Source organism: Dyadobacter sp. UC 10 (genome assembly GCF_008369915.1).
Taxonomy (GTDB): Bacteria; Bacteroidota; Bacteroidia; order Cytophagales; family Spirosomataceae; genus Dyadobacter.
Genome location: NZ_VSRN01000001.1, coordinates 5,553,001 through 5,566,645, shown reverse-complemented (window position 1 = coordinate 5,566,645; position 13,645 = coordinate 5,553,001). Strand labels below are relative to the sequence as shown.

The window sequence follows — 13,645 nt, the reverse complement described above, 5'->3', positions numbered from 1 at the left end:
TTGGTGTTGTCGTTGCCTGTGTTGGTGTTGTCACCGACACAATGCCTAACCGCCCCGTGTTTGCCTGTGCTGGTGTTGTTGTTGCCTGTGTTGGTGTTGTCATTGCCTGTGTTGGTGTTGTCACCGACACAATGCCTAACCGCCCCGTGTTTGCTTGTGCTGGTGTTGTTGTTGCCTGTTGGTGTTGTCGTTGCCTGTGTTGGTGTTGTCACCGACACAATGTTTGATGCCGCCCCCGTGTCCGCCTGTGCGGGTGTTGCTGTTGCCCTTGTTGGGATTGTCGTTGCCTGTATTGGTGTTGTCACCGACACAATGTTTGATGCCGCCCCCGTGTCCGCCTGTGCGGGTGTTGCTGTTGCCCTTGTTGGGATTGTCGTTGCCTGTATTGGTGTTGTCACCGACACAATGTTTGATGCCGCCCCCGTGTCCGCCTGTGCTGGTGTTGCTGTTGCCCTGTGTTGGTGTTGTCACCAACACGATGCCTGACCGCCGCCGTGCGTGTCCGCCTAGATTGGTGTTATTGTTACCTGTGTTGCTGTTGTTACCAACACAGTGTTTGTCGCAACATAAATTTCGTCTCCGCCTGTGTTGGTGTTGTCACTAACATATGTTTGTCGCAACATGATTCGCAGCATACTGCCGGTTGTTGGTGACAACACCAACAAGGGCGGGAGTTGTGACAACACCAACAAGGGCAGGAGTTGTGACAACACCAACAAAGGCCGGGCGACGTGCAAAGCTTTTTACTATCAAAAAAACTCAATAATTCAGATGAAAAATATCCGCTATATATTCCTCCTGCCCCTCGCCCTCGGACTTGCTTCCTGCGAGGAGTTTCTGAAAGAGGAACCCGAATCTTTTCTTTCGGAGGACCAGTATTATAAAACTCAAAATGACGCTGTGAATGCAGTCAATGCCGTTTACTTCTTCCTGAATGCCGGGGGAAACAATATTCAGACACCTTATAATACCCTTTTTAATACGGGAATGAATATGGCTGGCGACGACGAAGATCCGGGTCCCGGAGCTACAAATGCAGATGTTCGCTCCCTATCCGTGCTCGCACATTCGTCCGGCAACCTTCGTATCTACGAAATATGGCAGCAGCATTACGCAGCGATCAAAAAGGCAAACGTAGCGATTGAAAAAATCCCGGCCATTGAATTTGACAATGCATTGAAAGTACGACTGATCGGCGAAACTAAGTTTTTGCGGGCGTTATTCTACTTCAACCTGGTGAGACTTTACGGCGACGTGCCGCTGATCACGGAGTACCAGAAGTTCGTGGATGCAGGCGGTTACGAGATTGCCAAATCGCCTTCGGCGGAAGTATATGCACAGATTGAAAAAGATCTCACCGAAGCCGCAGCCGCACTTCCTGCAACCTACGCGTCCCCCAACGCGGGCCGCGCCAGTGCAGGGGCAGCCAAGGCATTGCTTGCCAAAGTGTACCTGACCAAAGCTTCCTACCCGCTGAATATCGCAGCTCACTATCAAGATGCTGTTGCCAAGGCAGAGGAAGCACTTTCTCCGGCAGACGGCGGGACCGGAAACTATAACTACGACCTGGTTGCCAACTACGCGGAGGTTTTTTTGCCTGCATTTAAAAACAACAAAGAGCACATTTTCTCTGCCCAGTTCAAATCCAATTCGCTCAACCAGGGAAACAATGAGTATCCACGGGGTATTCTGTCCGGTGTACCCGGCCTGAATGGAAATTATGCGCATATGGTGCGGTTTTACACCGTCGGAAACGATAAGTTTTTCAGCATTTACAAACTTTTCAAACCGACAGATAAAAGGCGCGATGTGACATTTGTCCGAAGCTTTACAAGTCCGAGTAACGGCAAAAAATATGCATTGCCAATCGCTAACAGCACTGTCCCCGGCGACTCCACGCCGTTCTGGAATAAATGGCTTGATCCTGCGAGTGCTGCGGTTACCAACCAGTCGGCTGCGAATGTGCCTATTTTGAGATATGCCGAATTGCTGCTCATCCATGCAGAAGCAGAAAATGAGGCCAACGGTCCTACTGCGAAGGCCTACAAATCTTTGAACCGCGTAAGAAACCGGGCAGGACTTCCCAACCTGACCCCCGGTTTGTCCAAAGAGCAATTCCGGGATTCGGTATACCTGGATCGCCGCCTAGAACTGACCTACGAATACCAGCGCTGGTTTGATTTGATCCGTCAGAAAGACGCGACTGGTAAACCGAGCTTCGTAGCCAACCTGCACAAAGTAGGTAAGACCAATGCGGCCGACAAACACCGGCTTTACCCTTTGCCACAATCGGAAATTGATAATAACAAATTACTGGTGCAAAATCCGGGCTTTGATTAATAAGTTTTCCAGCAAAAAAAGCAGGCGGCCGGATCGTATCCGGCCGCCTGCTTTTTTTGCTGCGTAGCTCCGGTTACCGCGACATTGTTAAGAAATCAACTTCTCACTGTAAGCTAATTGCACTTTTCAACATTTGTAACTTTTAAACACATGCAAAGTAGTTTGAAATAGGCAAAACGCCATTTTGATTATTTTGATGCACTTTAAGTGATAACCTTGACGGTCAAATGCTTATGAGAAAAAAAAATTTCCCATAAGCTTGAAAAATTTGTAATAATACTTCTACATTTGCAGTGTTTGTTAAAAACATTATAATTCCCATCCTCTATCATCATTTATTATGAAAACAAAATTCTTTACTTCCGCCTACCTGTGTGCCTTTTTTTTGACCTTCGGCGCAGTCGCTTCGGCATTTGCACAAGATGATGCAGATGACTCACATCAGATTATTGTTGAAATCCCGACAGTTGCATTGATTGACATCGAACCTGCCGGCAACAAAAATATCACCGCATCCTTTATCCAGGCAATACCCCTGGAAGCCGGTGAGAAAATCACCGCGCCCGCGAACAATAACACGCTCTGGCTGAATTACTCATCTATCCAGACAGGCGCAAAAACAAAAAGGGTGGACGTAAGCGCCGACGAGCTGGTTCCTGGTGTTGATATTCACGTAGTTGCTGCGGCTGCGGCTGACGCTGGCGCAGGTACAAAAGGAACCCAGACAGGCGGTTTTAACCTGACTACCGGTCCACAAATCCTGATTAATGGTATAGGAAGTGCATATACTTTATCTGGTAGCGGAAACGGTCACCAGCTGACATACTCATTTAGTGCTGACGATGCCAACTATGCAAACCTTCGGTCAGGCCCTAAAACAGTCGTAGTTACTTACACGCTCGCTGAAAACTAAGCACAAAACACGGATCTGACTTTCAAACTAAGCCAGGTTGGCCGGATTCCGGCATCCTGCCTGATAGGCCAACCTGCTTTTTCAAATTTCAGAAAGCCTCGAAATGATGAGATCAGCTATTGTAATCGTATTAACCGTACTGTTGCCGGCTTCGCTGCGCGCCTCCGTTTTGATTGTCAACGGTTTGTCACATGCACACACGCTTAACCAGACAAATGGAAAAGCGCAGGGGACGATCCGGGTGAAAAACGAGGGTGCCAAAGCATCGCGTATACTTATTTACCGTCAGGACATGATTGCTGCCTGTGAACAGCAGGTTCAGTATGTCCAGCCCGGATCTCAGCCCCGTTCGCTGGGTAATGCGCTGAAAACAAACGTGGACGAGCGCACAATTGCCCCGGCAGAGGAATATGATATCCGGTATTCGGTCGAGCCGGACAAAAGCCTGCCTTCGGGTACCTATTGGCAGGTTGTGATGGTAGAAGTAGCCGAGCCCGTGCGCGAGCAGCCGAAAAACGGTGTGCAGGTCGACTCCAAGGTACGTTATGCCATCCAGGTGATTGTGGACGTTGGTAATTTTGAGGGGCCTCAGCTATCTTATGAAAAAGTAGCCTACGAAAAGGTTTCCGATCAGCTATCGCTTTTAAAAGTCACTCTGAAGAATAACAGCGGTTTTGGAGCGCGTACCAATGTAATCGTCGAAATATACGATTCCAACGGAAACAAACTCAAAACGACGGAGCCAAATTCGCGAATGCTCTATCCTGGCTTTTGCAGCACTTTCGATGTTGCAATATCAGATTTGCCGAAAGGTAAGTATGACTGTGTAATCATTGCCGATACAAAAAAAGACCTGTTCGGCTCCAATATTGCCCTGCAAGTTGAGTAACCCTCCCCTATCAGTTTGATCAGGTTTGTATTCATATTGGTTCTGATGATCAACGTGAAAGGATTTTGCCAGGCGCAGATCCAGGTTACGCTGCCCAACACGCCCGGTCCAGTTGCTCCGGGGGGGCATTTTACGTTGTTTTTCACTGTAAAAGCGGAAACCGGGCTACCTGACACGCTATCAGAATCATTGCGGTTGCCTGAAAAATGGCAGCTGCTCTCGCAACGCAAACCTGAGCGGGCCGCCGGGCAGACGACACTTCGGTATTTTTTCGTCGTGGGGACACCAGAAAACACAGCTTCCGGCGACTATCAGGTCGCACTGGATATCAAATCCGGCAAAACTTCCTTTTCGACTCCGGTGACCGTTACCGTATCGCAGGTCAGAAAAATGGAGATATTCGTCGTTTCTCAGCCTGAATTTGTCCGGGAGGGCGACACCCTTCGGGTTACGTACCTGGTACAAAATTCAGGAAACAACCCTGAGAAGTTTGCATTAAAAACCACGCACGGTAAAATTGAAGAAGGCAGCGACAGTCTGACCATGCAGCCAAATGAAAAGCGCAAGGTAACTGTTACCCAAGCTATCCCGGTTACCGACAACAATGCATGGCAGGGCACTTCGGACCTATCACTTGAATTGGGCGGCACATTTCCTGCTGTTCACGAGGCTGTTTCTATCCCGGTGTTTTCTTCCAGAATTAAAAAGACAGATCCCCTTTTTCGCTTTCCGGTTGAGATTGGCGGAGGATATATGTCGTACCGATACGGAGGGCGGGCAGTCAACGCCTTTCAGTATAATGTAACCGGGAAGGGTTATTTGAATGAAAAAAACACACATTACCTCGACTTTACCTTACGTGGCCCCAATCAGTTCATTTTCCCGGCAGCAAGCAGCTACGACCAGTACTCTGTGGAGTATCAGTACAAGAAGACGTTTTCGTTTGTAGCGGGCGACTATATTTTGCAGCTTAATAACCTCATGGAATTCGGAAGGTTTGGGCGCGGCGCGAAGGTGGAACAGGAATTCCCGAAAGTCGGGTATACGGTTTTTTATCAGAAAGCACGCTTTTACCCCAATCAGAAAGAAGCTGCGGGTGGAAAAGTGTATTTCAAGTTCGGCCAGTCCTCTCAAATCGGTATTAACTACCAATCGAAATATGTAATCCACCACAATCAGGATTTCTGGTCGCATATGGTCGGGCTTTCAAGTAATATCCGCACCAATACGATTCAGGTAGAAACGGAAATAGCGGGCGGCAAGTCCGGATCACTTTTAGACTTTGGTGCTTATAACAGATTGACTGTTAACCGAAAATGGCTCAACTTTACCAGTACGCTGATTTACGCGGGTAAGGAATTTTACGGCTTTTACAATAACAGCCTGCTGCTTTACAACAACATTGGGTTCGCTATCACACCGAAACTCAGCATCGGGCTGACCAGCAATTTTTCGAATATCAACCCCAGCCTCGACGCCAATTTTTACAGTATTTCGCCCAAAGACAATAGTTACTCCGCATTCAGCGCCTACCAGCCCAACCGCCGCACCAGGCTTTTCCTGTATTATTCGGTACAGCAAAGGCAGGACAGACAAGCACCTGCTTCATTTAACTACACAGAAGATTTCGGCAATGTCTCCTACAACTTTTCCGGTGAACACTTCACTATGTTTTATCAGGGCAGGTACGGTCATACCAAAAACCACCTTGTGGCAGATAACAGCGGCAAAAAGCAGTCTTTTTCCAATATCCTGCAACCTGCGGTACGATTGCGCCCATGGCTCTGGATCGGCAGCTATTTCGAACACATGCACACCAGCAAATTCTCCGCAGCTGACGTTGTGGAGGACTTGTTTTATTACGGCGGAAATGCGCGGGTGAATGTGAAAAGAAATCTGTACGCCACTTTTATGTACCGCAACAACTACGCACCCGACGAGTTGTACGTCCGAAGGAGCTATCTTGACCTTTCGTGTGCACTTGACCTGCGGCGGCATTTATTCACCGTCGCGGGCGGCAGGTCCTACGTTCCCAATGTGCGGAACCAGGATCAGAATACATTGTTTTTTACGGTCAAATATGCATTGCGGCTGAATGTGCCGCTCGGCAAAAAGAAAAACATCGGGCGTGTTCATGGCAGGGTCACCGGCAGCGGCTTTTCAAAACAGGGTAACCTCATCCGGCTCGGCAGTCACCAGTTCCTGACCGACAGCACCGGCCGGTTCTATTTCGAAGGCATTGCGCCGGACCAGTATTACCTCAGCATTACTCAAAATGAGTCAAAAAATGACGGCGTCGTGCCTGCGTTAAAAATGCCCATGTTTTTAAATGTCAAGGCGGACAGTGTACGCATCGTAGACATACCACTCACGCGGACCGGCAGTATTGTCGGTAAAATAGATTACATCCAGCCTTCTAAGGCAGGACTTTCTACTTTATTAAGTGAAAAACCCGTGGTACTGATCAAGATCTCGAACGAAACAACCAGCTTGCTGACAGAGCCAAATGAAGAGGGCGCATTTTCATTCAGGGAAATCAAACCCGGTAACTGGAAAGTATCGGCATTCATCCCAGGTGACCAGGACCGGTTTGTTATAGACGACCACAGTATAAGCCTTGACCTTGCCACCGATCAAACGATGGAAATTGTGTTCAAAGTGAGGCCAAACGAGAAACGTATCCATTTTTCAGGTAAAAGTTTTGACCTATTGATAAAAAAATGAAACTGGCTGCGCTCCTATTGCTTCTGCTGAAAACCATCGGCGCACTTGCGCAGACGGCGAGTGTCAATGTGGGCCTGACAATGCCTTCTGTTGCGTTGGTCGATATTTTGACGGATGTGTCTCCCAATGTTAATCTGAAAATGACAGCACCTGCGGAGGCTGGTTCTCCGATTGTTTCCGGCGCAGCAAACTCATCTCAATGGCTGGTATTCACCTCCGCGGTGACACCTGGCGGCTCGCGCAACATCAGAGGGCAAGTAACAGGCTCGGTACCGGCAGGGATTCGTCTCAAACTGGTTGTTTCTCCTTATGTCGGTGCCGGCCAGGGTTTTACAGGAGGCAATAGCTATATAACAGGCAATACTTACCTCACGTCTACGCCCGCCAATTTTATCAGTAGTATCAAAGGGGCATTCACCGGGACAGGCTATGGCACAAGCGGTTTCAAACTCACCTATTCACTTGAAATAGAGAACTATGCCAATGTCAGGAGCGGTATCACCAATCTTACAGTTCTGTACACGATTGCCGACAACTAAATGAAAAACATCATTTGTATATTGATCCTGCTCAGCGGCCCTGTTTTCGGACAAAGTATTTCCATTAACAGCGGAAATACATGGACACTGCCTTCGCCATCAGTACTTGTAACCACGGCAGGAAAAAATTACGAACACATTGAGACGAGCCCCACTTCGCAAACGCTCATCAGGGTTACGTCGCTGCTATTATGGTCGGTAAGTGTGCAGATGACGAATACTTCCAACTGGGACCCGTCGCTTAAACTGTTCGTACGCCGCACGGGAGATGGCACGGGATCTGCGATATTGGGTGGTTCGAACAATTATATTCAGCTTACGACCGCCAACCAGGCATTCTTCTGGGGACTTCTCAGCCTCGGATTCAACCGCGACAATGTGCCGGTACAATACAAGATCGAAGGATTATCGGTAACTCTTCCGGTGAAAACCTATACAACCACCATCCAATATACCATTACCGGATTATAATCAGCACATTTACTCTTCTACGCTGAAAGCCACATACTTATCTCCCGACTTTGTTTTAAGCTTTCCTCCACCGCAGGCGATCACGACATATTGCCGCCCGTTCACAACATACGTACTCGGCGACGCATAACCCGCAGCGGGAAGCTGGCTCTCCCACAGCACTTTACCTGTTTTTTTATCGAATGCACGGATTTTCTCGTCCCTGCTGGCGGCCACGAAAATCAGGCCGCCTGCAGTTACCAGCGGGCCTCCGTAGTTGTCGGTACCGGTAGGCGGCAGCCCTTTTTTGATCAGTTCGGGATATTCACCCAGCGGTACCTGCCAGCGCCTCTGCCCTGTGTTAAGGTCTACGGCGGTCAACGTGCCCCAGGGCGGTGCGCTGATCGGGTAGCCATTTTTATCGTACCAGCGATTATAACCTGTATGCTGATAGGGAATGGTCAGTTTTTGAGATATAGCGACATTACCCTCGGTTTTTTGGTCAAATAAAAAATCCACGACGGCGTCTCTTTCCGCCTCGGATATATGCGAAAACGAAGGCATCATTCCTCTGCCTTTCAGCAATATTTCCTTCGCCTGATCCTGTTTCAGCCGGTTGCCAAGTTGCAGCAGCGAAGGGTACGAACCATCATGATTGCCCTTCTGATCAGCACCGTGACAGGCTGCGCAGTACAGGCTGTACAAACGCTTACCCGGCGAAGCTTTACCATCATTTGCCGCAACCTTCTTTCTCGGAATAAGTGTAGTGTACACCGGAATTTCCTTGGCCGGGATATACATGATTCCATCCGGGTCAGTTGCCGCCCCGCCCCATTGCGCTCCCCCGTCAGTGCCGGGAAAAAATATGGTTAATGTCTCCGTAATCGGAATATAGGGTTGTCCGGTTCTTGCTTTGCGGATCACTTTTGTCAGTGAATCCCTGTCGGCCACGAATGCATTCAAATCCTTTTCGGTAAAACCCTGCCGCGTAAACGGGACGGGAAGCTGCGGGATAGGCTGCGTTTGGCTAACTTTTTCACCGGCCACCGCCTCCTGAGGGAATGCCGTTTCCTTAATGGGGAAGATGGGTTTGCCGGTAACCCTGTCGAATACAAATATGTGTCCCTGCTTAGTGATAATGCTTACCACATCTATCTTTCTGCCATTTCGCGTGATTGTAAGCAAATTCGGCGGAGCGGGCGGGTCACGGTCCCATACATCATGATGAACGAGCTGATAATGCCACAGTTTTTTGCCGGTAGCGGCATCAAGCGCCAGCAGGCAGTTTGCATACAGGTTATCACCGATCCTGTTGCCTCCGTAAAAATCATATGCGGCGGAGCCGGTTGGGGCATAAATGATGCCACGCTGCCGGTCGATGGCCATACCCATCCAGGCATTTGCACCGCCCAGCCTTTCCCGCGGATTACCAGGCAACCACGTTTCATAACCGGCCTCGCCTGCCTGCGGGATTGTGCGAAATGTCCAGACCAGCTTGCCAGTTCTAGTATCGAATGCGCGGATATCACCCAGCAGCGCCGTTTCGCCTTCCGACAACCTGGAACCCGTTATAATCAGGTTTTTGAAAATCGTATTCGGTGTGTTGGCTGTCACATAATCATCTGCGCCCGGCCGGTCTATACCCGTTTTCAGATCAATGCGGCCTTTTTCGCCGAATGTTTCTATCAGTTGTCCCGTGCCCGCGTCCAGGGCGTGCAGCCATTTACCCGCACCAAAGAAAATCCGCCTGTCTTTCCCCTCAGACCAGTAACTTACACCGCGACTTAACGTTCCGCCCACATCTGTCAGACTGGATTTCCAAAGTTGCCTTCCGGTACCCGCTTCCAGCGCAAAAACTTGTATATCAGCCGATACGCCAAATAATATACCATCCACAATGATCGGATTACATTGCATCTGGCTGCGGCTCTGTGTCGTGTCTGCACCACCTGAAGCATAAGTCCAGGCAACTTTTAATTTGCTCAGATTTCCGGGATGTATTTGTTGCAACGGTGAGTAGTGGCTCCGCGCGCCGTCGCCGTTGTACTCCGGCCAGTCCTTACGAGTGTCCGATTGCCGGAATGTGAGCGCCAGGGCGAAAATCAGCGCGGTTGTGGCAAACAGCATTCTTGCCATCATATCCTGATCAGTTACAGTTTATCTGAAAAACTTCTTTGGATATTTAAGCAAACATTGGGTTAAGACTACTTGGAAAAACCGGCTGCCAGCCGGAAATGTGCCATATTATTTGAGAAACTTGTTTTTTAATATCACCGACAACCCTACCTGATAGGGTTTCACCTGAAATGCACCTTCTGCGCTCAGGAACTTTGTGAAACCATATTCAAGGTAAGGGCCAATTTGCAACGTTGTGTTTCTACCAATTCCCACTTGTCGCCCGATTCCTGCATTGAGCCAAACCATATTGCTTCCCTGTGTCAGTTCACGGCTGAATTCGGTACCGAGAACCGCATAAAAATCGCGAAAAGCCGGGGCCCGTGGCACAAATTGTTTCCGCACGCCAATCCCTGCCAGCTTCAAGACCCGGTCAGAGTCGATTGTACTAAATTTTCGCCTGATTTTGGCGTCGTTGGCGCTTCCGGGCACAACTTCAAACTCGTTACCGGCCTTTTCGTAGCGAACCGACTGTTTGTATTGTGAAAAGCTGACCACAAATTCAAATCCATTGTTAGCAATTCCTGCGTTCGCTTTAAAGCCCAGCGTTTCCAGCGAAGCAGAGCTGGGGAATCGGAAATTTTGGTAAATAAAACCGGGATTCGAGATCACATTCAGTACCTGGAAGGTTTTAACAGGTGTAACCCCAGCCAGGATTGTCCAGCCGCGGCCTGTAATATTCGGTCTTTCTTTATTTGAAACCTCCGCTGTACCAGGCTTCGGTACAGGCATTTCCAGGTTGTTGAAGTGAGCAGGCAGGTTGTCGAGGAGCACAAAGTCATTGTCCAGGATTACTTCCGTCCTTTCTTCCGCTTGCCCAGTCCCTATCAATTCATCCGGGCTTTTTTCATCAGCTTCCTGTAAATCGACTGTTGCCTCAACGGACCGGCTTAATTCCGCCTTTACTTTTTTCAGCGAAACCGCCTTACTTTTCTCTATCACCAACCTCACCGGCCCCGCGGGCGCGACTTCATTTGTATTAATACCCTTCGCATCGACTGCCGCCTCTTCCAATCCGGATTTAGTCGAAACTTTCGAATGTACGGAAACTAACCGGCCGGACGGTATTTGTTTGGCGACCGAATCCCGGGTTGTGCGGTAAAAAAAGGCTCCGGTCAAAAAAAGTACAAGTGTAAGACCAATGATCCAGTTCCTTTGAAAATTGTTGTCTTTCTGCCATATTTTCAATTCTGTGAAAATATTCTTTTTCAACGATGGGTCCGGCTTCATTTCGAAGTCGTCAAACCTTCGTTTTAAAGCGTCGCGCAATCCGTCATCTATATGGTCCTCAGGAGATTTCATATTGCGTAATTCCTTGTTGTTCTAATTTTTTGATCAGTAAATTCCTTCCCTTGAAAAACTGGGAACGCGAGGTGCTTTCCGTGATCTGCAAAAAGTCGCCGATCTCTTTGTGCGAAAAACCGTCGATCAGATAAAGGTTAACCACCATTCTGTAACCGTCGGGCAGGCTGTTGATGACATTCAGCAGGACTTCCATGTCCATTTGGTTGATAATCCGTTCGTGTTCCTCCGATCTGAACTCTATCAATACATCTTCCACACAGGAATTGAGCTGCTCCTTCTTTGTAGTGCGGTTATAATAATTGATAGCGGTCCGGATCACGATCGATTTTACCCAACTTGCTACCATATTAATATCCTTCAACTCGCCGAGATTTTTAAATACCCTGATCAGGGCCTCCTGGAAAATATCCTCTGCTTCGGCGCCCGTTTTCGCATAACGAAAGCAAATACCTAGCAGCTTCGATTTGTACAGATCGTAAAAAGCAGTCTGCGCGCTGGGATCCTGCCTTTGACAGGCTTTGACCAGTTCTTCCAGCGAGCTGTATTTCCTGCTCTTGAAAAGCCTCATTGAATTATTTTATAATTTGGATCGGGATGTTGAGTCGGTTATTCAATCTATGTATTTAGTGTGGACTGTCTCTAATTCCTTTGCATTTTGGTCCAATATTACTTCCAGAGTTTGCCGATTTGAGTTACTTAGGTAAATCCAATATCCGTTGTTAATCCGCATCTGATAACCCAGCTGAAAAGTAAACCCTCCTTGAGCATTCAGTCGGTCCAGATATTGCCTTACGCTCTCGGGTACTTCATTGGCGCTTGCGAAAGTTTTAGCCGGTTTGTAATTCGTTGAAATCAAATTCCCGTCCTTGTCAAACACATAGTCACCACCTGGCATTCCATCCCCGTTTGAAGCGCTGACCTGATACCTTCTTTCATTTTTTTCATTGATAAAAACAAGCCCTCCAACGTGAATGAATTGCTCGGAATCAATTACCGCAAGAATGTTAGCCGGCAAGTCAGCTCTCGAATTGATGGGATATTCAAATTTGTAAAAAGGTTCGCTTCGAATCATATACGAGCGGCTCCCCGCAACCCAGCCCATCAGGTATTCCTTATCCTGAGACCTGTACCTGGCAGTGTACATGTTATAGTTCCTGTGAAATGATTCCACCTCTTCCTGATAATTTGAAATCATAACCCCTGTCGCAGGCGCAGCATTGACGTACTGTTGGACCGAATCGGGTATCGAGCCCGCAATCAGCCTTGAACGTCTTAGTATTCTGTTCGAATCCATTCCGGCGTAAAAGCGCTGATCATCCACTTTGTAATTTACCTCCCAAAGCCGGTCCTTTTCAACGATCCTGATTGTTGTCTCAGTAGCATTCGGGAAGCGGGTACTAAACATTTTCACCACTTTTTCGGGTATCTCCGATAGTACAGGAGGTTCATTCGGCTCCACAACGCTATTGCATCCAAACAGGAAAAGCATACAGCCAAGGGCTGCCAGGACACTGTATTGAAAGGTGTGTGCAGGGAGAGTTTTACGTACAAGTCTGCGGTTCATACTATTTTAACTGAAATCAATACGTCACTTTGTGAAATGCCTGCCTGCCTCCCGGGGTAGTCTCCCTGATCCATGCTCCCCGTAAAGAGAGGGTATATTTCACTTTTCCCAACTGCGAATTCTCTTCATACAAAACCACACTGACACGTTCGGGAGATGCTGCCTGCAAGGCGTCACTCAATGAAGTGTACAGCAAAGGCTGAACGCTTTCCAGGTGGGCGTTAAGTGGCATAAACCTTTTTTGGGAAGCCGCGCGAATGATCGATCTTATACTGCCCGGAACTACCATAGTGACCGTCTGCTTCTGCTCGTCCCAGCCGCAGGTTCCGTCTTCGGTAAGCCCCATAACGGTCGACCACATGGTTCGGTTGGTCGGGTAATCCACATCTCCATAAGGCCCTGAACTGATGGTTTCCTTCACCGAACTGCCATAAAAACGCAGGCTGATATTGTGCACAGGTCCGTCGAGGACTTCCCATGGAATGGCTGTGATGGCGGTATCATGAAAATTAATTTTCGAACTCGAATCGCGATACTGGATTGTCAGGGTTTCAAATCGCCAGAACCGGTCGGTGGCATTTAGTCCTTTGAGAAAATTATCTTTATTGGCGATCAGCGCTTTTTCAACCTCTCCGTTCTTTTCGGGCGTATCGTCATCACAGCCGGAAAATAAAATAAGTAACAAAAAACAAAATGGTAATATCCTATACATGGGAACGTGACTAAGCTTACAACTAATCAGACAC

12 protein-coding genes are annotated in these 13,645 nt (G+C 48.3%); 7 read left to right on the top strand and 5 right to left on the bottom strand.

Translation table 11 applies throughout. The features are described 5' to 3' along the window. Window positions 1-60 precede the first annotated feature (60 nt). From FXO21_RS23060 to FXO21_RS23030, 7 genes are all read left to right on the top strand, one after another. A complete protein-coding gene (locus FXO21_RS23060) occupies window positions 61-486 on the top strand; it encodes a hypothetical protein (protein WP_149642288.1) in 426 nt (141 codons plus the stop codon). A gap of 135 nt (window positions 487-621) precedes the next feature. Further along, window positions 622-2,340 (top strand): RagB/SusD family nutrient uptake outer membrane protein, encoded by a 1,719-nt coding sequence (locus FXO21_RS23055; RefSeq protein WP_225865820.1) that lies wholly within the window; start codon window positions 622-624, stop codon window positions 2,338-2,340. 340 nt (window positions 2,341-2,680) lie between these two features. Further along, window positions 2,681-3,253, top strand: coding sequence for a hypothetical protein (locus tag FXO21_RS23050; protein WP_225865819.1), 573 nt, complete (start codon window positions 2,681-2,683; stop codon window positions 3,251-3,253). 103 nt (window positions 3,254-3,356) lie between these two features. Beyond that, complete coding sequence (locus FXO21_RS23045; protein WP_225865818.1) at window positions 3,357-4,142, top strand: hypothetical protein; 786 nt, start codon at window positions 3,357-3,359, stop codon at window positions 4,140-4,142. 45 nt (window positions 4,143-4,187) lie between these two features. Further along, window positions 4,188-6,866, top strand: a complete 2,679-nt coding sequence (locus FXO21_RS23040) for a hypothetical protein (RefSeq protein ID WP_225865817.1) — start codon at window positions 4,188-4,190, stop codon at window positions 6,864-6,866. Then, window positions 6,863-7,405 carry a hypothetical protein gene (locus FXO21_RS23035; protein WP_149642286.1) on the top strand — a complete coding sequence of 181 codons (543 nt, stop codon included), beginning with the start codon at window positions 6,863-6,865 and terminating at the stop codon, window positions 7,403-7,405. Before FXO21_RS23040 ends, FXO21_RS23035 begins: the two co-directional genes overlap by 4 nt. Continuing rightward, window positions 7,406-7,876, top strand: a complete 471-nt coding sequence (locus tag FXO21_RS23030) for a hypothetical protein (protein ID WP_149642285.1) — start codon at window positions 7,406-7,408, stop codon at window positions 7,874-7,876. It abuts the gene before it with no gap. 9 nt (window positions 7,877-7,885) lie between these two features. On the opposite strand, the gene FXO21_RS23025 is transcribed toward FXO21_RS23030, so the two are convergent. From FXO21_RS23025 to FXO21_RS23005, 5 genes are all read right to left on the bottom strand, one after another. Continuing rightward, entirely contained in the window at window positions 7,886-9,991 is a 2,106-nt protein-coding gene (locus tag FXO21_RS23025; RefSeq protein ID WP_149643602.1) for an outer membrane protein assembly factor BamB family protein, read from the bottom strand. A 108-nt stretch (window positions 9,992-10,099) separates the two neighbouring features. Further along, entirely contained in the window at window positions 10,100-11,332 is a 1,233-nt protein-coding gene (locus FXO21_RS23020) for a hypothetical protein (RefSeq protein WP_149642284.1), read from the bottom strand. Beyond that, window positions 11,319-11,903, bottom strand: coding sequence for an RNA polymerase sigma factor (locus FXO21_RS23015; RefSeq protein WP_149642283.1), 585 nt, complete (start codon window positions 11,901-11,903; stop codon window positions 11,319-11,321). The genes FXO21_RS23020 and FXO21_RS23015 overlap by 14 nt, the downstream gene beginning before the upstream one ends. A gap of 42 nt (window positions 11,904-11,945) precedes the next feature. Next, on the bottom strand, window positions 11,946-12,899 hold the full coding sequence (locus FXO21_RS23010; protein WP_149642282.1) for a hypothetical protein: 954 nt from the start codon (window positions 12,897-12,899) through the stop codon (window positions 11,946-11,948). Between the two features lie 16 nt (window positions 12,900-12,915). After that, on the bottom strand, window positions 12,916-13,584 hold the full coding sequence (locus FXO21_RS23005) for a hypothetical protein (protein WP_149642281.1): 669 nt from the start codon (window positions 13,582-13,584) through the stop codon (window positions 12,916-12,918). Window positions 13,585-13,645 lie beyond the last annotated feature (61 nt).

What these genes read in the sequence shown, in the direction of transcription:
- FXO21_RS23055 (WP_225865820.1), top strand. Translation starts at nt 622, where the DNA reads ATGATTCGCAGCATACTGCCGGTTGTTGGTGACAACACCAACAAGGGC.
- FXO21_RS23050 (WP_225865819.1), top strand. Translation starts at nt 2,681, where the DNA reads ATGAAAACAAAATTCTTTACTTCCGCCTACCTGTGTGCCTTTTTTTTG.
- FXO21_RS23045 (WP_225865818.1), top strand. Translation starts at nt 3,357, where the DNA reads ATGATGAGATCAGCTATTGTAATCGTATTAACCGTACTGTTGCCGGCT.
- FXO21_RS23040 (WP_225865817.1), top strand. Translation starts at nt 4,188, where the DNA reads ATGATCAACGTGAAAGGATTTTGCCAGGCGCAGATCCAGGTTACGCTG.
- FXO21_RS23035 (WP_149642286.1), top strand. Translation starts at nt 6,863, where the DNA reads ATGAAACTGGCTGCGCTCCTATTGCTTCTGCTGAAAACCATCGGCGCA.
- FXO21_RS23030 (WP_149642285.1), top strand. Translation starts at nt 7,406, where the DNA reads ATGAAAAACATCATTTGTATATTGATCCTGCTCAGCGGCCCTGTTTTC.
- FXO21_RS23025 (WP_149643602.1), bottom strand. Translation starts at nt 9,991, where the DNA reads ATGGCAAGAATGCTGTTTGCCACAACCGCGCTGATTTTCGCCCTGGCG.
- FXO21_RS23020 (WP_149642284.1), bottom strand. Translation starts at nt 11,332, where the DNA reads ATGAAATCTCCTGAGGACCATATAGATGACGGATTGCGCGACGCTTTA.
- FXO21_RS23015 (WP_149642283.1), bottom strand. Translation starts at nt 11,903, where the DNA reads ATGAGGCTTTTCAAGAGCAGGAAATACAGCTCGCTGGAAGAACTGGTC.
- FXO21_RS23010 (WP_149642282.1), bottom strand. Translation starts at nt 12,899, where the DNA reads ATGAACCGCAGACTTGTACGTAAAACTCTCCCTGCACACACCTTTCAA.